The following is a 19,223-nucleotide window of genomic DNA, read 5'->3' on the forward strand; positions in this document are numbered from 1 at the left end:
AAGGTTCCGGCTGCGTCAGTGAGCTGCTTCGTGCCAGCTGTGTCCGGTGCCGACGGAGACGTCGAGAGGAACCAGGAGGTCTGCGGCGCTGCCCATCTGGGCACGCACCAGCGCTTCGAGCGCCTCACGCTCGCCCGGGGCAACTTCCAGCACCAGTTCGTCATGGACCTGCAGCAGGACGCGGGACTTCATGCCCTGCTCGGCCAGTTCGGCGTCGACGCCGATCATGGCGACCTTGACGAGATCTGCCGCCGAGCCCTGGATGGGGGCGTTCAGCGCCATCCGCTCCGCCATCTCGCGGCGCTGGCGGTTGTCGCTGGTGAGGTCGGGCAGGTAGCGACGACGCCCCATGACGGTTTCGGTGTACCCAGTGCGGCGGGCCTCCTCCACGACTCCCTGGAGATAGTCGCGGATGCCGCCGAAGGTCTCGAAGTACTCGTCCATCAGCTTTGACGCCTCGCCGGGGCTGATCTTGAGCTGACCCGAGAGGCCGAAGGCGGAGAGACCGTAGGCGAGGCCGTAGTTCATCGCCTTGATCTTGGCGCGCATCTCGGGGGTGACGGCCTCGGCGTCGACGCCGAAGACCTTCGAGGCGGTGGAGGCGTGGAAGTCCTGGCCCGATCGGAACGCCTCGACCAGCAGGTCGTCGCCGGAGGCGTGCGCCATGATCCGCATCTCGATCTGGCTGTAGTCGGCCGTCATCAGCGACTCGAAGCCTTCACCGACGACGAACGCCTCACGGATGCGACGCCCTTCGGCGGTGCGGACCGGGATGTTCTGCAGGTTCGGGTCAGTGCTGGACAGACGTCCGGTCGCCGCGATGATCTGGTTGAACGTCGTGTGGATGCGACCGTCGGGCTGGACCGTCTTGAGGAGACCCTCGACGGTCTGACGCAGCTTGATGACGTCGCGGTGACGCAGCAGGTGCAGCAGGAACGGGTGCTCGGTCTTCTCGTAGAGGGAGGCGAGGGCGTCGGCGTCGGTGGTGTAGCCGGTCTTGGTCTTCTTGGTCTTCGGCATGCCGAGGTCCTCGAAGAGGACCACCTGGAGCTGCTTGGGCGAGCCGAGGTTGATCTCCTTGCCGATCACCTCGTACGCGGCGGCCGCAGCGGCCCGGACCTCGGAGTCGAACTCGTCGGCGAGGGCCTGGAGGTGCTCCTGGTCGACCGCGATGCCGGTGCGTTCCATCCGGGCGAGGATGTCGACCAGCGGCAGCTCGACATCGCTGAGGAGACGCGTACCGCCGTGGCTCTCGATCTCGTCGGCGAGCGCAGCGGCCAGCTCGACGCTGGCCTGGGCGCGTGCGAGGGCGGGCTCGACGACCGCCTCACCGGTGTCGAAGAGGAGTCCCTGGTCGCCGACGTCCTCAGTGGGCAGCTCGCGCTTGAGGTAGCGCACGGTGAGGTCGGCGAGGTCGTAGGTGCGCTGGTCCGGACGCACCAGGTACGCAGCCAGGGCGGTGTCGCTGGACAGGCCCTCGACCTCCCAGCCGCGTGCGGCCAACGCCAGGATGGGGCCCTTGGCGTCATGGATGACCTTGGCGCGCGCAGGATCGGCGAGCCATGCGGCCACGGCGGCGTCGTCCTCGGGCGTCAGGGTCTGGGTGTCCAGGTAGGCGGCGCGGCCCTCGAGCGTGGAGACCGCGATTCCCTCGACCTCGCCGGTACCAGCGCGCCAGGTGCCGCTCACGTGCACACCCAGCGCGGCAGAACCGGTCTCGGCGAACCACGCCGCGACGGTGCCCGGCTCCAGCACGGTGCCCTCGACCTTCATCGAGGGCTCGGTCGCGGTCTCCTCCTCGCTGTCGAGGGACTCGAAGAGACGATCGCGCAGTACCCGGAACTCCAGGCCGTCGAACAGGGTGTGGACCTCCTGACGGTCCCACGGCTGACGGGCGAGGTCGGCGGGGCCGAAGTCGAGGGTGAGGTCGCGGAGCAACGCGTTGAGGCGACGGTTGCGGATCACGTCACCGAGGTGGGCACGCAGGCTCTCACCGGCCTTGCCCTTCACCTCGTCGACGCGGGCGATGATGTTGTCGAGGCCGTCGAACTGGTTGATCCACTTCGCTGCGGTCTTGGGACCGACACCGGGAACGCCCGGGAGGTTGTCGGAGTCCTCACCGACGAGCGCGGCGATCTCGGGGTAGCGGTGCGGCGGCACGAAGTACTTCGTCTCGACGGCCTCCGGCGTCATCCGGGCCAACTCCGAGACGCCACGCATCGGGTAGAGGACGGTGACGTCGTCGTTGACCAGCTGGAGCGAGTCGCGGTCACCGGTGAGGATCAGCGTCTCCATCCCGGCCTCGCGCGCCTGGGTGCTCCAGGTGGCGATGATGTCGTCGGCCTCGAAGCCCTCCAACGAGAGGTGCTTGATCCGGAGTGCGTCGAGCACCTCCTGGATCAGCGGTAGCTGGCTGCGGAACTCGTCGGGAGTCTTGGCGCGCTTGGCCTTGTACTCGGAGTACTCCTCGAGCCGGAACGTCTGGCGCGAGAGGTCGAAGGCGACCGCCACGTGCGTCGGCTCCTCGTCACGCAGCACGTTGATCAGCATCGAGGTGAAGCCGTACACGGCGTTCGTGTGCTGGCCGGTGCTGGTGGAGAAGTTGTCGACCGGGAGCGCGAAGAACGCCCGGTAGGCCAGCGAGTGGCCGTCGAGGAGCAGGAGGCGGGGGCGGGAGGACTTCTCGGTCACGAACCAGAACACTATCCGTTGGCTCCGACTCGTTCGCCTTCCATGAGGACGTGCCGGGAGAACCGGGCGAGGTGCGCCACAATGACCGCCATGACGAACCCTTCCGCGGGCTTCACCGCCGCCGACATCGACTCCGCCACCCCTGAGGACCTCACCGCAGCCTTCGGCGCGCAGATGGGTGCCCTGTGCGAGAAGATGCAGATCGAACTCGTCGAGATCTCACCTGAGCGCGTCGTCGCGACCATGCCGGTCCAGGGCAACACCCAGCCCTACGGTCTGCTGCACGGCGGCGCGTCGGTGGTGCTGGCCGAGACCCTCGGCTCAATGGGCTCAGCTCTGCACGGCTTCCCCGACCGGGTGCCGGTGGGCGTGGACATCAACGCCACCCATCACCGTTCGGCGACCACGGGCACCGTCACCGGTGTCGCGACCGCGATCCACCTGGGGCGCACCAGCACCTGCTACGAGATCGTCGTCTCCGACGAGCAGGGACGTCGCCTGTGCACCTCGCGCATCACCTGCGCACTGATCGAACCACGCTGATCGAACCGCGCTGATCAAACCGCGCCGGTCGGTCTGCGCCGGTCGGTCTGTGTCAGGACGGGACGCGCGAACGGCGTCCGCGTCGCGCCGCGAGCACGCGGTCGACGTGGCGTCGGTCGGCGCCACGAGCCGGGCGCACCGAACCGAGGCGCTGACGCACGGCGCTGGTCGTCGCGATCCGCAGGACGGCGCGCGGCCCCAACCCGATCCGGGCGAAGAAACGGTTGGCGTCACGCGAGGACGACAGCGCAGCAGCACCGACGTAGTTGATCCCCCGCTCCTCGGCGAAGGTCACGGCCGCTTCCACGAGCGCAGTGCCGACACCACGACGACGCGATGAAGCGACCACCTGGGGCGCGAAGGCCTGGACGATCCGATCCGGGTTGACGGGGTTGACCGCACAGACGCGCACCAACAGTGCACCGACCGGGGCAGAGTCGATCTCGGCCACCAGGACACGGAGGTCGGGGTCGGTCTCCTGCTGCTCGACGAGTGCCACGAGGTCCCCCAGCGCGACACCGTCACCGGTGCGCAGGAGTTCGCTCCAGAGCTCGGCGAGAAGGGGTACGTCCCCCACGTGCGCAGCGCGCACCTGAACCTGAGCTCGTCCCATCGTCGTCTCCTCAGCACACGTCCCTGAACGGGACAACCACACACGTCCCGGGAGGGACGGTCAGACGTCACGTGCCCCCACACGCCGAAGTGAACAGTACCGTCCGGAAGGCTCCGTCGCGGAGTTCCCTCCAGTTCTGCCCGGCCCGCGGGCAGGGCCGCAGCCTCAGCCCTTGGCGATGCCCGGGCCGTGAGTGACGACGCCCTCGGCGACCTGACGCATGGAGAGGCGCAGGTCCATCGCGGTCTTCTGGATCCATCGGAACGCGTCGGCCTCGGAGATCCCGAGCTCGCTCTGGAGCAGGCCCTTGGCACGGTCCATCGTCTTGCGGGTCTCGAGGCGCTCGGCGAGGTCGGCGACCTCGTCCTCGAGGCTGCGCATCTCGGCGAACCGGCTGACCGCCATCTCGATCGCGGGCGTGAGGTCGGCCTTGTTGAACGGCTTGAGCAGGTAGGCCATCGCACCGGCGTCGCGGGCACGCTCGACGAGCTCACGCTGGCTGAACGCAGTCAGGATGACGACCGGGCAGATCTTCTGTGCAGCGATCCGCTCCGCGGCGGCGATACCGTCCAGGACCGGCATCTTGACGTCGAGGATCACCAGGTCGGGGCGCAGTTCCTCGGCCAGTTCGATGGCCCGTTGGCCGTCCGCGGCCTGGCCTACGACGTCGTAGCCCTCCTCACCGAGCATCTCGGCGAGGTCCATACGGATCAGGGCCTCGTCCTCGGCGATGACGACACGGGATGCGGGGACGACACTGTTGCTCACGCAACGAGGTTAACGCCTGCCCCCTGAATGCGAAGACCCCGCGCGGCTGTACTAAGTTTGTGCCCGTCCTCAGGGCCCCGGTATCCCAACGGCAGAGGAAGCGGTCTCAAACACCGTCCAGTGTGGGTTCGAATCCCACCCGGGGCACCAGACGCCGAGAGGCCCGGAACCATCAGGTTCCGGGCCTCTCGTGCATGGCGGCCACCGGGGCCGAGGGGTCAGCTCTCGCGGCGGTAGGCCTCGGCCAGCGCGTTCTTCGCGTCACCGGCACGGTGGATGCGCAGCGCGTTGGTGGATCCGGGAATGCCGTAGGGGGTGCCCGCGGTGATGACGACGAAGTCGCCCTCCTGGACACGGCCCGAGGCGAGCAGGACCTCGTCGATCTGCAGGACCATCTCGTCGGTGCTGCGGACGTCCTCGGTGCGCAGGGTCTCGATGCCCCACGTCATCGCGAGCTGGGCCCGGGTGGACTCCAGCGGCGAGAAGGCCAGCATCGGGACGTCGCCGCGGTAACGGGCCAGACGACGGGCGGAGTCACCGGAGGTGGTGAACGCCACCAGGTACTTGGCGCCCATGCGACGGGCCACCTCGGCGGCGGCCTTGGAGATGATGCCGCCCTTGGTGCGGGGCTGCCAGTCGACCGCAGCCATGCGGGCCAGGCCGTGGTCCTCGGTGGAGGCCACGATCCGTGCCATGGTGCGGACGGTCTCGATGGGGTACTTGCCCACGCTGGTCTCGCCCGAGAGCATCACCGCGTCAGCACCGTCGAGGACGGCGTTGGCGACGTCGGAGGCCTCGGCGCGGGTCGGCGCGGGGGCGCTGATCATCGACTCGAGCATCTGGGTGGCCACGATGACCGGCTTGGCGTGACGACGCGCCAGGTCGATCAGCATCTTCTGGTGCAGCGGGACGTCCTCGAGCGGGCACTCCACACCGAGGTCGCCGCGGGCGACCATGAGGCCGTCGAACGCGTCGATGATCTGCTCGGCGTTGGCGATCGCCTGGGGCTTCTCGATCTTGGCGATGACGGGGACGCTGACGCCCTCCTCGGCCATGATCGCGCGGACGTCGTCGGCGTCGGCGGCGTGCCGGACGAAGCTGAGCGCGATGTAGTCGACACCGTGCTGCAGGGCCCAGCGCAGGTCGCGCTCGTCCTTGTCGCTCAGCGCCGGGACGGAGACGGCCACACCGGGCAGGTTGATGCCCTTGTGGTTGGAGACGGGGCCACCGATGATGACCTTGGTGAGGACGTCGGGCCCGTCGACGGACACGACCTCGAGACGGATCTTCCCGTCGTCGATGAGGAGGGGGTCGCCGGGCGAGACGTCGCCGGGCAGACCCGAGTAGGTGGTCCCGGACACGGTTCCGTCACCGAGCACGTCGCGCGTGGTGATGGTCCATTCCTGACCGGGAACGAGGACAGCGGATCCTTCGCGGAAGTTGCCCAGGCGAATCTTGGGGCCCTGCAGGTCGGCGAAGACGCCGATCGCGCGGCCGGTCTCGACACTCGCTTCGCGGACCATGGCGAGCATCTGCTCGTGGTCGGCATGGGTGCCGTGGCTCATGTTGAGGCGGGCTACGTTCATGCCGGCGTCGACGAGCTCCTTGATTCGTTCAGGGCTGCCGACAGCCGGTCCGAGGGTGACGACGATCTTGGCTCTGCGCACTCCTCGATCCTACCCCCGCTACGTCCTGCATCGGATGACAGGCAGGTGTCACCACGGCAGCGAATGCGAGACAACTGTCACATCGATGTCACACCTGAACAGGTGGAGGCCACCTGTGCCGTCACTCCCCCCGGGAACAGGGCCAGGGTCGGCCCCCTCACGGGGACCGACCCTGGTCGGTGCTGCGGGCCACCGGTCAGGCCGGACGACGTTGGCCGTCCTGCCCGATGGGCGCGTGCTGGCGTCTCAGACGGTCAGCGGACGCGCGTTCGGCGGGATCGGGGCCGGCAGGTCCGTGGATCCGGTGAGGAACTCGTCCACCGCGGCGGCGGCAGAACGACCCTCGGCGATCGCCCAGACGATCAGCGACTGACCGCGACCGGCGTCGCCGGCCACGAAGACGCCGTCGACGGACGACTGGTACTTCTTGTCGCGCTTGACGTTGCCGCGCTCGTCCAGCTCGACACCGAGCTGGTCGACGAGACCGTCCTTCTCCGGGTGCAGGAAGCCCATGGCCAGGAGCACCAGGTCGGCCGGGATCTCCTTCTCGGTGCCCGGGACGGGCTGGAAGGAGGCGTCGACCTCGACGAGACGCAGCGCCTTGACGTTGCCGTTCTCGTCGCCGACGAACTCGGTGGTGTTGACCGAGTAGACGCGCTCGCCACCCTCCTCGTGGGCCGAGGAGACGCGGTAGATCATCGGGTAGGTCGGCCAGGGCTGTCCGGCGGGACGGTCCTCGGTCGGCTGCGGCATGATCTCGAGCTGGGTCACCGAGGCAGCACCGTGACGGATGGAGGTACCGAGGCAGTCAGCACCGGTGTCACCGCCACCGATGATCACGACGTGCTTGTCGGTGGCACGGATCTGGTCGGGGACGACCTCGCCGACACCCTCGCGGTTGCCCTGCGGGAGGAACTCCATGGCCTGGTGGATGCCGTTGAGCTCGCGGCCCGGGACCGGCAGGTCACGCGGGACGGTGGAGCCGATGGCCAGGACGACGGCGTCGAAACGCTCCTGGAGACGCTCGGCGCTGAGCGTGCCCTCTCCGACCTCGACACCGGAACGGAAGACGGTGCCCTCGCGACGCATCTGGTCGAGGCGACGGTCGAGGTGCTTCTTCTCCATCTTGAACTCGGGGATGCCGTAGCGGAGCAGGCCGCCCGGCTTGTCCGCACGCTCGTAGACGACGACGGTGTGACCGGCGCGGGTCAGCTGCTGCGCTGCAGCGAGACCTGCGGGCCCCGAACCGACGACGGCGACGGTCTTGCCGGACAGCCACTCGGGGGCCTCGGGACGGACGTAGCCCGACTCGAAGGCCTTGTCGATGATCGAGACCTCGACGTTCTTGATGGTGACGGCCGGCTGGTTGATGCCGACGACGCACGCGGTCTCACAGGGAGCCGGGCACAGGCGACCGGTGAACTCGGGGAAGTTGTTGGTCTTGTGCAGGCGGTCAGCCGCACCGTCCCAGTCACCCCGGTACACCAGGTCGTTCCACTCCGGGATGATGTTGCCCAGCGGGCAGCCCGAGTGGCAGAACGGGATGCCGCAGTCCATGCAGCGGCTCGCCTGGGTGTTGATGATCGGGAGCAGCGCACGGCCGATCCCACCGTCGGTGTAGACCTCGTTGAAGTCCTTGACTCGCTCCTCCACCGGGCGTCGGCCAGCGACCTGACGCTCGTGCTTGAGGAAGCCCTTCGGGTCAGCCATGAAGCACCTCCATGATTCGCGCAGCGGCCTGGTCCTCGGTCAGACCCTCGGCGAGGGCCTCGGCGCGTGCTTCGAGCACGCGACGGTAGTCCCGAGGCATGACCTCGGTGAAGCGGCCCACGGACGTGGACCAGTCGGCGAGCAGTTCCTCGGCGACCGTGGAACCGGTCTCCTCGAAGTGCTCACGCACGATCGCCTCGAGCTCAGCGACGCGGTCACCGGTGACCGGGCTGAGGTCGACGAGCTCGGGGTTGACCTGGGCGGGGTCGAGGTCCAGCAGGAAGGCGTAACCGCCCGACATGCCGGCCGCGAAGTTGCGGCCCGTGGGACCCAGGACGACCACACGACCACCGGTCATGTACTCGCAGCCGTGGTCGCCCACGCCCTCGACGACGGCGGTGAGGCCGGAGTTGCGGACGCAGAAACGCTCACCGACGCGGCCCGAGAGGAACAGCTGTCCCGAGGTGCCGCCGTAGCCGATGGTGTTACCGGCGATGACGTTGTCGCGGGCCTCGAAGGTCGCCTCGCGCGAGGGACGGATGATGATCCGGCCACCGGAGAGACCCTTGCCGACGTAGTCGTTGCCGTCGCCCTCGAGGCGCATCGTGATGCCCTTGGGGACGAAGGCGCCGAAGGACTGACCGGCAGAACCCGTGAAGGTGATGTCGATCGTGCCGTCGGGCAGGCCGGCGCCGCGGTAACGCTTGGTCACCTCGTGGCCGAGCATGGTGCCGACGGTGCGGTTGACGTTCTTGACCGCGACCTGGGCACGGACCGGCTCACCGTTCTCGAGGGCCGGGGCAGCGAGCTTGATGAGCTCGTTGTCGAGGGCCTTGTCGAGACCGTGGTCCTGGGTCTTGGTGTTGTAGAGGTCCTGGTCGGCGAACTGGGCCGGGTTCTCCACCTTGTGCAGGATCGGCGAGAGGTCGAGACCCTCGGCCTTCCAGTGGTCGACGGCGTCGACGGTGTCGAGGTTCTGGACCTGACCGACGGCTTCCTCGATGCTGCGGAAGCCGAGCTCGGCGAGGATCTCGCGGACCTCGGTGGCGATGAACTCGAAGAAGTTCACGACGAACTCGGGCTTGCCCGAGAAGCGCTTGCGGAGCTCCGGGTTCTGGGTGGCCACACCGACGGGGCAGGTGTCGAGGTGGCAGACGCGCATCATGACGCAGCCGGAGACGACGAGCGGCGCGGTCGCGAAACCGAACTCCTCGGCGCCGAGCAGTGCGGCGATGACGACGTCACGACCGGTCTTGAGCTGACCGTCAGCCTGGACGACGATGCGGTCTCGCAGGCCGTTGAGCAGCAGGGTCTGCTGGGTCTCGGCCAGACCGAGCTCCCAGGGACCACCGGCGTGCTTGAGCGAGGTGAGCGGCGAGGCACCGGTACCACCGTCGTGGCCGGAGACCAGGACGACGTCGGCGTGGGCCTTGGAGACACCCGCGGCGACGGTGCCGATGCCGACCTCGGAGACCAGCTTCACGTGGACCCGGGCAGCCGGGTTCGCGTTCTTCAGGTCGTGGATCAGCTGCGCCAGGTCCTCGATCGAGTAGATGTCGTGGTGCGGCGGCGGGGAGATCAGACCGACGCCGGGCGTCGAGTGACGGGTCTTGGCCACCCAGGGGTAGACCTTGTTGCCCGGCAGCTGGCCACCTTCACCGGGCTTGGCGCCCTGGGCCATCTTGATCTGGATGTCGTCGGCGTTGGTCAGGTACTCCGAGGTGACGCCGAAGCGTCCCGAGGCGACCTGCTTGATCGACGAGCGACGCTCGGGGTCGTAGAGACGCTCCGGGTCCTCGCCACCCTCACCGGTGTTCGACTTGGCGCCGAGACGGTTCATCGCGATGGCGAGGTTCTCGTGCGCCTCCTTCGAGATGGAGCCGTACGACATGGCGCCGGTGGAGAAACGCTTGACGATCTCGCTGATCGGCTCGACCTCGTCGATCGAGATCGGCTCACGCTCGGAGTTGAACTTGAACAGACCGCGCAGGGTCATCAGACGCTCGGCCTGCTCGTCGATGCGCTGCGTGTACTGCTTGAAGATGTCGTAACGGCCCTGGCGGGTCGCGTGCTGGAGGCGGAACACCGTGTCCGGGTCGAACAGGTGCGGCTCGCCCTCACGACGCCACTGGTACTCGCCACCGACGGCCAGCTCGCGCTTGTGCGGGAGCACGCCACCGCGCGGGTAGGCGGTCGCGTGACGACGCGACACCTCCTCGGCGATGGTGTCGATGCCGATGCCACCCAGCTTGGAGGTGGTGCCGGTGAAGTACTGGTCGACGACGTCCTGCGCCAGACCGATGGCCTCGAAGATCTGCGCTCCGGTGTAGGAGGCGACCGTGGAGACACCGATCTTGGACATGACCTTCACGACGCCCTTGCCGAGACCCTTGACGAGGTTCTTGACCGCGACCTCGGGCTCGACCTTGACGTAGTGACCCTGGCGAGCCAGGTCCTCGACGCTCTCGAGCGCGAGGTAGGGGTTGACCGCGGAGGCGCCGTAACCGAGCAGCAGCGCGACGTGGTGGACCTCGCGGACGTCCGCGGCCTCGACGACGAGACCGACCTGGGTGCGGGTCTTCTCGCGCACCAGGTGGTGGTGGACGGCAGCGGTGAGCAGCAGCGACGGGATCGCGGCCAGGTCGGCCGTCGTGTGACGGTCGGACAGCACGATGATCCGGGCGCCGTCCTCGATCGCGGCGGAGACCTCCATGCAGATCTCGTCGATCTGCGCCTTGAGGGCCTTGCCGCCACCGGCGACCTCGTAGAGGCCACGGGCGACGTGGGTCGCGAACTCGGCGCGGTCGTTGTCCTGGTGCAGGTAGCGCAGCTTGGCCAGGTCGTCGTTGGAGAGAACCGGGAAGGGCAGCACGACCTGGCGGCAGGACTCGGCCGACGGCTCGAGGAGGTTGGACTCCGGGCCGACGGTGCCCCACAGCGAGGTGACGAGCTCCTCGCGGATGGCGTCCAGCGGCGGGTTGGTGACCTGCGCGAACAGCTGGGTGAAGTAGTCGAAGATCAGGCGGGGCTTCTCCGACAGGGCCGCGATGGGGGTGTCGGTTCCCATGGAACCGAGTGCCTCACCGGCGGTGTTGGCCATCGGCGCGAGGATGACACGCAGCTCTTCGTTGGTGTAGCCGAAGACCTGCTGACGACGAGCGACCGAGGAGTGCGTGTGGACGACGTGCTCGCGGTCGGGGACCTCGTTGAGCTTGATCAGTCCGTCGCGCAGCCAGTCACCGTAGGGGTTCTCGGCGGCGAGGCCGTCCTTGATCTCGTCGTCCTCGACGATGCGGTGCTCGGCGGTGTCGACCAGGAACATCTTGCCCGGCTCGAGACGACCCTTGCGCTCGATCGTGGCGGGGTCGAGGTCGAGCACGCCGACCTCGGAGGACAGGACGACGAGGCCGTCCTTGGTGACCCAGTAGCGCGAGGGGCGCAGACCGTTGCGGTCGAGCACAGCGCCGATCTGGGTGCCGTCGGTGAAGACGACGCACGCCGGGCCGTCCCACGGCTCCATCATCGTGGAGTGGAACTCGTAGAAGTCGCGGCGCTCCTGGGACAGGGTCGCGTTGTTCTCCCACGCCTCGGGGATCATCATCAGCACCGAGTGCGGCAGCGAACGGCCACCGAGGTGCAGGAGCTCGAGGACCTCGTCGAAGGACGCGGAGTCCGAGGCCTCGGGGGTGCAGATCGGGAAGACGCGCTCGAGGTCGCCGAACTTGTCCGACGCCAGCAGTGCCTCGCGGGCACGCATCCAGTTGCGGTTGCCCTTGACCGTGTTGATCTCACCGTTGTGCGCGATGAAGCGGAACGGGTGAGCCAGCGGCCACGAGGGGAACGTGTTGGTGGAGAAGCGCGAGTGGACGACGGCGACCGCGGAGGCCACACGCTCGTCGGACAGGTCGGGGAAGACCTGCTCGAGCTGCTCGGTGGTGAGCATGCCCTTGTAGCCCAGGGTGCGCGAGGACAGCGACGGGAAGTACACGTCGGTGTCGCGCTCGGCACGCTTGCGCAGCACGAAGGCGGCACGCTCGAGGTCCATGCCGGTCAGCGCGGCGCCGGGAGCGGCGACGAAGAGCTGACGGAACGTCGGCATGACCGACAGGGCGGTGGCGCCCAGGACGGAGGGGTTGACCGGGACCTCGCGCCAGCCGAGGACCTCGAGGCCCTCGTCGGCGGCGATCTTCTCGATCTCGGTGACGGTGGTGGCCACTGCGTCGGCGTCGCCGGGCAGGAAGGCGGTACCGACAGCGTAGTTGCCGGCGGCGGGGAGGTCGAAGCTGACCACCTCGCGCAGGAAGGCGTCCGGCACCTGGATCAGGATGCCGGCACCATCGCCGGAGTTGGGCTCTGCGCCAGCAGCACCACGGTGCTCCATGTTGACCAGGGCCTCGAGGGCCTTGGCAACGATGTCGTGACTGGCGACGCCGGTCAGGGTCGCGACGAAGGCAACACCACAAGCGTCATGCTCGTGCTGTGCGTCGTACAACCCCTGAGCAGGCGGGAATGCGTGCATGAGGCATTCTCCCGTCGTCCTCATGATCCGAACTGCACCCCGACTCGAGGTGAGCGGATCGGATGGAATGTGCAAGTTCGGGACGACGTTGGCCCGGAGGTGAGGACATTAACACCCGTGTGACACGTCGCGCACCACAGGCCGACCTAACCCAATAGGGTGTGGCCCCTCCCCTGATCGGGTGCACCACTCGGTCGAGGCTGTTCAGGCGTGAAAAGACCCCCGCCACCAGGACGGGGGTCTCGTGCCACGTGGCGAGGGTCACTCCCCCGTGTCGGCTCCCGTGTCGGCTCCCGTGTCGGCTCCCGTGTCGGCTGCTGCGCGCTTCTCGAACGAAACTGCGTCGAGCTCGTCGTCGGCACGGTCACGCACGACGCTCTCGCGCGGCGTGCGGTTGCGCACCAGCCAGGCCAGGGCGATCACGAACAGGATGATCGACATCCAGGCGTTCCAGCGCATGCCCAGGACGTTGTCGAGCTGGACGTCGTCGATGCGGAGCAGCTCGATCCAGAACCGACCGGCGGTGTAGACCATGACGTAGAGCGCGACCACGCGACCGCCGCCGAGCTGGAACTTCTTGTCCGCCCACAGCAGCAGCGCCATGCCGGCCAGGCACCACAGCGACTCGTAGAGGAACGTCGGGTGGAAGAGCACGTCGTCGCCGATGTACTGCAGCGGACGGTGGGCGTCGTCGATCTCGAGGCCCCACGGCAGGTCGGTGGGCTTGCCGTAGAGCTCCTGGTTGAACCAGTTGCCCCAGCGGCCCAACGCCTGGGCCAGCAGCACGCCCGGCGCCAGGGCGTCGAGCAGCGGCAGCACCTTGATTCCGCGGCGGCGCGCACCTATCCAGATGCCCACCGCGCCGAGTGCGATCGCACCCCAGATGCCGAGGCCGCCGCGCCACACGTAGAGCGCCTCGACGGGGTTGCGTCCCTCACCGAAGTAGAGGGAGGCGTCGGTCAGGACGTGGTAGAGCCGGCCGCCGACGAGTCCGAACGGGACGGCCCAGAGGGCGAGGTCCTGGACGTCGCCGGCCTTGCCGCCGCGTGCGACCCAACGCTTCTCCCCCATCCACACCGCGAGGACGACGCCGAGGATGATGCAGAGCGCGTAGCCGCGCAGGGGGAAGGGACCGATCTCCCAGACCCCTTGGGACGGGCTGGGGATGCTGAGGGCGACGATGCTGGGCAGCATGGAGTTCTCCGGCTGTCGTGAGGACGGGGCGGTACCGGGCAGAGGCTACGCCGACCTCACCGCCCGGCGTGGCAAGGTCGACCCGCGGAACGCCGCAGAGGGACGTCAGGCGTCGGCGAGCAGGAGTTCGAGGTCGCCACGCAGCTCGGCCGCGGAGGTCTGGCGTCCCCACACGTAGCTGCCGCGACCTTCGTCGTCGAGACCGAGGACGTGGTCGGTGTGGACCACCTCGTAGCCACCGCTGGGCAGCGGCTCGCCCTCCTCGATGTGGACGGCCATGGAGGTGCCGACGGCGAGGATGTCGTCGAGGGAACCGGTGAGCCCCACGAACTCGGGGTCGTAGCGGTCGAGGTAGGTGCGCAGCGTCTGCTGGTCGTCGCGCGCGGGGTCGGTGGTCACGAAGGTGACGTCGACGCGCTCACGGTCGGCGGGCTCGAGCTGACGCAGCGCGGTGGCGATCGTGCTCATGATCGTGCCGCAGATGTCGGGGCAGTGCGTGTAGCCGAAGAAGACGAGGGTGACGTCGGCGTCGACGTCGCCGAGGGCCTGCTCACCACCGACGGTGGAGACCAGCGGGGTGGCGGCCGGGGTGTAGCGGTTCTCGCCCTCGATCTGGCTCAGGGCACCGGAGACACCGCCCCCGCCCTCCACGGCCTGCTCCGTGGAGCCGCAGGCGCTCAGGACGAGCGCTGCGCTCAGGGTCAGCGCGCCGAGCGCTGCCTTCACGGGACGACGGGAGGGACGGGGACGGGTCTGCATCACGGGTGTTGCCGTTCTTCGGGGGGTCTGGTCAGCGACGGACGCCGGCGGCCAGGTCCCGGGTGAGGACCGCGAGGGCCTCGAGGCCGGCTGCCGGGTCGTCGGCGTGCTCGGCGAGCACACGGACGAACGCAGAACCAACAATGACACCATCGGCAAACTTTGCGATCTCGGCGGCCTGGTCCCCGTTGGAGACACCGAGGCCGACGCCGACGGGGAGGTCGGTGGTGGCCTTGGTGCGAGCCACGAGCGGACCGGCGAGGTCGGAGGTGGAATCGCGGGCACCGGTGACGCCCATGACGGCGGTGGCGTAGACGAAGCCGCGGCAGTTCGCCGTGGTCATCGCCACGCGTTCCTCGGTGGAGGACGGCGCGACGAGATAGACCTTGTCGAGGTCGTTCGCGTCGGCGGCCTCGTCCCACCCGGTGACGGAGTCGGGGGTGATGTCGGCGGTGATCAGTCCCGCTCCCCCGACGCCGGCGAGGTCGGCGGCGAACTTGTCGACGCCGTAGCGCTCGACCGGGTTCCAGTAGGTCATCACCAGGGTGGGGGCGCCGGTGGCGGCGACCGCCTCGACGATGTCGAAGACGTCGCGGGTGCGGAACCCGTTCTCCAGAGCCGTCTGGGCGGCGGCCTGGATGGTGGGGCCGTCCATCACGGGGTCGGAGTAGGGCAGGCCCACCTCGATGACGTCGCAACCGTTCTCGACCATGACGCGCATGGCGTCGATGGAGCCCTGCTTGGTGGGGAAGCCGGCGGGCAGGTAGCCGATCAGGGCCGAGCGGCCCTCCTCACGAGCGCGGGCGAAGGCGCTGGCGGTCGACTTGGCGGTCACTTCGCGTTCTCCTCGGTGTTGCTCTGCTCGTTGTTGGAGCGGCCCAGGCCGAACCATTCGATGGCGGTGCCCATGTCCTTGTCGCCGCGACCCGACAGGTTCACGATGATCGTGGCGTCGGGGCCCTTCTCGGCGACGAGGTCGGGGATGACCTTGAGCGCGCCGGCGAGCGCGTGCGAGGACTCGATCGCGGGGATGATGCCCTCGGTGCGAGCCAGCAGCGCCATCGCGTCCATGGCCTCGGTGTCGGTGACGGGCAGGTACTGCGCGCGGCCGGTCTTGGCCAGGTGCGCGTGCTGCGGGCCGACGCCGGGGTAGTCGAGTCCGGCGGAGATCGAGTGCGACTCGATGGTCTGGCCGTCCTCGTCCTGGAGGACGTAGGTGCGGGCGCCGTGCAGGACGCCCGACTCGCCGGCCCAGATGGTGGCGGCGTGACGGTCGGTGTCGACACCGTCGCCACCCGGCTCCAGGCCGTAGATCTTCACGTCCTCGTCGTCGAGGAACGCGGTGAACATGCCGATCGCGTTGGAGCCACCGCCGACGCACGCCGCCACGGCGTCGGGCAGGCGACCGAACTGCTCCAGGCACTGCTCACGCGACTCGTCACCGATGCCGCGGCAGAACTCGCGCACCATCGACGGGAACGGGTGCGGTCCAGCGGCGGTGCCGAAGAGGTACGCGGTGTGGTCGACGGAGGCGACCCAGTCGCGCAGGGCCTCGTTGATCGCGTCCTTGAGGGTCGCGGAGCCGGCGTCGACGGCGATGACCTCGGCGCCCAGCATCTGCATGCGGGCAACGTTGAGGGCCTGACGCTCGGTGTCGACCTTGCCCATGTAGACGGTGCAGTCGAGCCCGAAGTAGGCAGCGGCGGTCGCGGAGGCGACACCGTGCTGGCCGGCGCCGGTCTCGGCGATCACGCGGGTCTTGCCCATGCGCTTGGTCAGGAGCGCCTGGCCCATGACGTTGCGGATCTTGTGCGCGCCGGTGTGGTTGAGGTCCTCGCGCTTGAGCAGCACGCGGGCGCCGACCTGAGCGGAGAGACGCTCGGCGTGGTACAGCTTCGACGGGGTGCCGGCGTAGTCGCGCAGCAGCCGCTCGAACTCACCGATGAAGGCGGGGTCGGCCATCGCGGCCTCCCACTCGGCGGTCAGTTCGTCGAGGGCGGCGACCAGGGCTTCGGGCATGAAACGCCCACCGAAGTCTCCGAAGAATCCGAGCTCGTCGGCGTCGTGGCGGCTGGTCATGCTTCTGCTCCCGTTCCCCGGCCGGTGAGGCCGGTCATGCTGCGGACACCCTGTTCGGGGTCTCCGTCCTTCACGAGGGCCTCGCCGACGAGCACCACGCGGGCGCCTTCGTCGACGTAGCCGTTCACGTCGTCGGGCGAGAAGATGCCGGACTCGGCGACCTTCACCGCCGTGTCGGGCACCAGCGGCGCCAGACGGGAGAAGGTCGAGGTGTCGACCTCCAGGGTCTTGAGGTTGCGGGCGTTGACGCCCACGAGCTGGGCACCGAGGTCAGCGGCACGCGCGACCTCTTCCTCGTCGTGCACCTCGAGGAGGACGGTGAGGCCGAGCTCGCCGGCCTCATCGTGCAGGCGACGCAGCTCGGACTGGTCGGTGACGACCGACGCCATCAGCAGCACCAGGTCGGCACCGGCCGCGCGGGCCTCGACGAGCTGGTAGGTGGAGAAGATGAAGTCCTTGCGCAGGATCGGGACGTCGACGCGCGCACGGACGGCGCGCAGGTCGGCGAGGGATCCCTTGAAACGACGCTCCTCGGTGAGCACCGAGATCGCGCCGGCGCCACCACGGGCGTACGCGGCGGCGAGGTCGGCCGGCTCGGGGATGTCGGCCAGGTGTCCCTTGGACGGGCTGGAACGCTTCACCTCGGCGATCACGCTGGAACCGGCGGCGCGGAAGTGCGGCATCGGGTCCAGGGCGGGGGCGACGTCGGCGAGCATGGCGCGCAACTCGTGCAGGGGGGTCTCGGCCTCGCGGCGGGCGAGGTCGAGCCGGACGCCGGCGACGATGTCGTCGAGGACGGACACAGCGTTCCTCCAGGCTTGGTTCAGGGGAAGTCGGACTGGACAAGCCTCTCACCCCACGGGCAGGGGGCCGGGCTCGGGTCAGGGCGCGAGCCACGCCCCCAGGGCGGTGTCGACACCGAAGTTGCGCAGCACGGTGAAGGCCACGGTGACCAGCACCAGTGTCACGGCCGTGCCCAGCAGCACCGGGCGTGGGAGCTGCACCTGCCAGGGCCTCGGATGCCCTCGTAGTGCGAGCACTGCGGCCCGGAGCCACCAGAGGCCTACGGCGACGAAGCCGACGACGGCCAACAGGTTGCTGGACGCGGCTCCGACGAGGTCGCCGTGGGTGAGCAGGTTGACGGCCCTCAGGCCACCGCAGGCGGGGCAGTCGAAGCCGAGGACGGCGAGGGGGCAGAACCCCCAGCTGCCCTGGACGTGCGGGTCACGGAACCGCAGCGCGAGCGTCGCGGTGCCGACGACGCCGGCAGAGACGGCGAAGGGGACCCACGGGCGTGTGTGCCCGTGGGTCCCCTTCGACTCTGCGGTCAGCGGACCGTGGATCAGTGGTTGAGGCCCATCTTGGCCATCACCAGGAAGACGGGCAGGGCGATGACGCCGAGCGCAACGCCGACCCAGAAGAGGACCATGCTCACCGGCGACAGCATGAGCGCCACGCAGCCGATCACGAAACCGAGCATCGCCACCGCCACGCCGGTCCAAGCTGCGGGAGTGTTGCCGTGGTTGTCAGCCATTTGATGCGCTCCAAGTTCTGGTGTTGGTGATAACTGCCCACATCCTAGTGGTTGGCGGGCAGAAGGTCTTCCTCAGGTCGGGTCGTGCCCTTCGTCCAGGGCCTTCCACAGGTCGGTCGGGTCGGCGTCGGAGAGGTCCTCGGCCTGCGCCACGCGAGCTGCTGCACCGACCGGCGCGGTGGGGGCGTCGTAGCGGCTGCCCATGGCGGGCCAGGTGCCCACCCGCACGACGGCGACGACGGCGGCGAGGGTGGCGACGACGGCGCTGATCAGTGCGATGGTCGCCCAGGTGCTGGCGACGACCTCGTGGGGCCAGGTGACCCCGGCGGCGGCGATCGCGGCGTCGACGTCGTCACGGATGTCGGAGCGGCTGGTGAGCCACACCCAGACGGCGCCCAGCGGCGCGAGGGCGGCCAGGACGGCAGCGACCCGACGCGGCCAGCCGCGAGTGACGAGCAGGACGCCCCATCCGGCGAGCGCGACGAGTCCGAGGGCTCCGGCGAGCGGTGCCTGGGCGAGGCCGGGGTGGGCGTCGGTGAAGATGTCGACGTTGCCCTGCTGTGCTTCGGCGACGTCGAAGAGCACCCAGTCGCGGTTGCCGGCGATGGCGAGCATGCCGGCGGCGACGAGGCCGACCAGGACGCTCGGGCCGAAGGTGCGGTCCTTGCGCCGGGCTGTGGGAGTGGTTGCCGGGGCGTCGACGGGAGCCTGGTCAGGCACGGTGCTCGCCGCCGGGGGTGTCGACCGACAGGAGCACGTCGGCGTCGAAGCAGGTGCGGTCGCCGGTGTGGCAGGCAGCGCCGACCTGGTCGACCTGCAGCAGGATCGTGTCCTTGTCGCAGTCGAGCGCGACCGACTTGACCCACTGCTGGTGGCCGGAGGTCTCGCCCTTGACCCAGTACTCGTTGCGGCTGCGCGACCAGTAGGTGGCGCGGCCGGTGGTGAGGGTCATGTGCAGGGCCTGGTCGTCCATCCAGCCGAGCATCAGCACCTCGCCGGTGTCGTGCTGCTGGACGACGGCGGGGACGAGCCCGTCGGCGGAGCGCTTGAGGCGGGCGGCGATGGCGGGATCGAGATCAGTCACTCCCCCAGTATCCCCCGCGTGTGTGTGCGTCACCTGATCAGCGTCCCTGATCGTCGGGCGGG

At 69.0% G+C, this 19,223-nt stretch carries 16 protein-coding genes, 1 tRNA gene and 1 pseudogene; 2 read left to right on the forward strand and 16 right to left on the reverse strand.

Annotation, left to right across the window (positions count from 1 at the left end):
- Positions 1-15: 15 nt before the first annotated feature.
- Positions 16-2,691, reverse strand: a complete 2,676-nt coding sequence (gene polA, locus EOV43_RS09635; RefSeq protein ID WP_128221095.1) for a DNA polymerase I — start codon at positions 2,689-2,691, stop codon at positions 16-18.
- A gap of 90 nt (positions 2,692-2,781) precedes the next feature.
- Between polA and EOV43_RS09640 the strand changes: the two genes are divergently transcribed.
- On the forward strand, positions 2,782-3,234 hold the full coding sequence (locus EOV43_RS09640) for a hotdog fold thioesterase (protein ID WP_128221096.1): 453 nt from the start codon (positions 2,782-2,784) through the stop codon (positions 3,232-3,234).
- Positions 3,235-3,286: 52 nt separating this feature from the next.
- Here EOV43_RS09640 and EOV43_RS09645 read toward each other — a convergent pair whose 3' ends face one another.
- Positions 3,287-3,847: a GNAT family N-acetyltransferase gene (locus EOV43_RS09645; RefSeq protein WP_128221097.1), complete on the reverse strand. Its 561-nt coding sequence runs from the start codon at positions 3,845-3,847 to the stop codon at positions 3,287-3,289.
- Between the two features lie 165 nt (positions 3,848-4,012).
- Positions 4,013-4,615, reverse strand: a complete 603-nt coding sequence (locus tag EOV43_RS09650) for an ANTAR domain-containing response regulator (protein WP_128221098.1) — start codon at positions 4,613-4,615, stop codon at positions 4,013-4,015.
- A 74-nt stretch (positions 4,616-4,689) separates the two neighbouring features.
- Here EOV43_RS09650 and EOV43_RS09655 point away from each other — a divergent pair.
- Positions 4,690-4,765 (forward strand) — tRNA-Leu (locus EOV43_RS09655).
- A gap of 68 nt (positions 4,766-4,833) precedes the next feature.
- Here EOV43_RS09655 and pyk read toward each other — a convergent pair.
- The 13 genes and pseudogenes from pyk to hisI all read right to left on the reverse strand — a co-directional run bounded on the left by pyk (position 4,834) and on the right by hisI (position 19,161).
- Entirely contained in the window at positions 4,834-6,282 is a 1,449-nt protein-coding gene (gene pyk, locus EOV43_RS09660) for a pyruvate kinase (RefSeq protein WP_128221099.1), read from the reverse strand.
- A 246-nt stretch (positions 6,283-6,528) separates the two neighbouring features.
- Positions 6,529-7,992, reverse strand: a complete 1,464-nt coding sequence (locus EOV43_RS09665) for a glutamate synthase subunit beta (RefSeq protein WP_128221100.1) — start codon at positions 7,990-7,992, stop codon at positions 6,529-6,531.
- The gene (gltB, locus tag EOV43_RS09670) at positions 7,985-12,511 is read right to left on the reverse strand and encodes a glutamate synthase large subunit (RefSeq protein ID WP_128221101.1); all 4,527 of its coding nucleotides are present in this window, start codon (positions 12,509-12,511) and stop codon (positions 7,985-7,987) included. Before gltB ends, EOV43_RS09665 begins: the two co-directional genes overlap by 8 nt.
- 261 nt (positions 12,512-12,772) lie before the next feature.
- Positions 12,773-13,705, reverse strand: coding sequence for a prolipoprotein diacylglyceryl transferase (lgt, locus tag EOV43_RS09675; protein WP_128221102.1), 933 nt, complete (start codon positions 13,703-13,705; stop codon positions 12,773-12,775).
- Between the two features lie 105 nt (positions 13,706-13,810).
- A complete protein-coding gene (locus EOV43_RS09680; RefSeq protein ID WP_128221103.1) occupies positions 13,811-14,464 on the reverse strand; it encodes an SCO family protein in 654 nt (217 codons plus the stop codon).
- A 31-nt stretch (positions 14,465-14,495) separates the two neighbouring features.
- The gene (gene trpA / locus EOV43_RS09685; RefSeq protein ID WP_239022060.1) at positions 14,496-15,299 is read right to left on the reverse strand and encodes a tryptophan synthase subunit alpha; all 804 of its coding nucleotides are present in this window, start codon (positions 15,297-15,299) and stop codon (positions 14,496-14,498) included.
- A complete protein-coding gene (gene trpB, locus EOV43_RS09690) occupies positions 15,296-16,543 on the reverse strand; it encodes a tryptophan synthase subunit beta (protein WP_128221105.1) in 1,248 nt (415 codons plus the stop codon). Before trpB ends, trpA begins: the two co-directional genes overlap by 4 nt.
- Positions 16,540-17,346: an indole-3-glycerol phosphate synthase TrpC gene (gene trpC / locus EOV43_RS09695; protein ID WP_128221106.1), complete on the reverse strand. Its 807-nt coding sequence runs from the start codon at positions 17,344-17,346 to the stop codon at positions 16,540-16,542. Before trpC ends, trpB begins: the two co-directional genes overlap by 4 nt.
- A gap of 78 nt (positions 17,347-17,424) precedes the next feature.
- A complete protein-coding gene (locus EOV43_RS15855) occupies positions 17,425-17,547 on the reverse strand; it encodes a hypothetical protein (protein WP_277745781.1) in 123 nt (40 codons plus the stop codon).
- Between the two features lie 60 nt (positions 17,548-17,607).
- Positions 17,608-17,961 (reverse strand): annotated as a pseudogene (locus EOV43_RS15990) (DUF2752 domain-containing protein); the annotation flags it as partial.
- Complete coding sequence (locus EOV43_RS09705) at positions 17,886-18,077, reverse strand: HGxxPAAW family protein (RefSeq protein WP_128221107.1); 192 nt, start codon at positions 18,075-18,077, stop codon at positions 17,886-17,888. The gene EOV43_RS09705 and the pseudogene EOV43_RS15990, both read right to left, overlap by 76 nt.
- 72 nt (positions 18,078-18,149) lie before the next feature.
- Complete coding sequence (locus EOV43_RS09710; RefSeq protein WP_128221108.1) at positions 18,150-18,797, reverse strand: Trp biosynthesis-associated membrane protein; 648 nt, start codon at positions 18,795-18,797, stop codon at positions 18,150-18,152.
- Positions 18,790-19,161: a phosphoribosyl-AMP cyclohydrolase gene (gene hisI, locus EOV43_RS09715; protein WP_239022061.1), complete on the reverse strand. Its 372-nt coding sequence runs from the start codon at positions 19,159-19,161 to the stop codon at positions 18,790-18,792. The genes EOV43_RS09710 and hisI overlap by 8 nt, the downstream gene beginning before the upstream one ends.
- Between the last annotated feature and the right edge of the window lie 62 nt (positions 19,162-19,223).

Origin of the sequence: Nocardioides yefusunii, assembly GCF_004014875.1 — a bacterium.
In the GTDB taxonomy this organism is placed as follows: domain Bacteria; phylum Actinomycetota; class Actinomycetes; order Propionibacteriales; family Nocardioidaceae; genus Nocardioides; species Nocardioides yefusunii.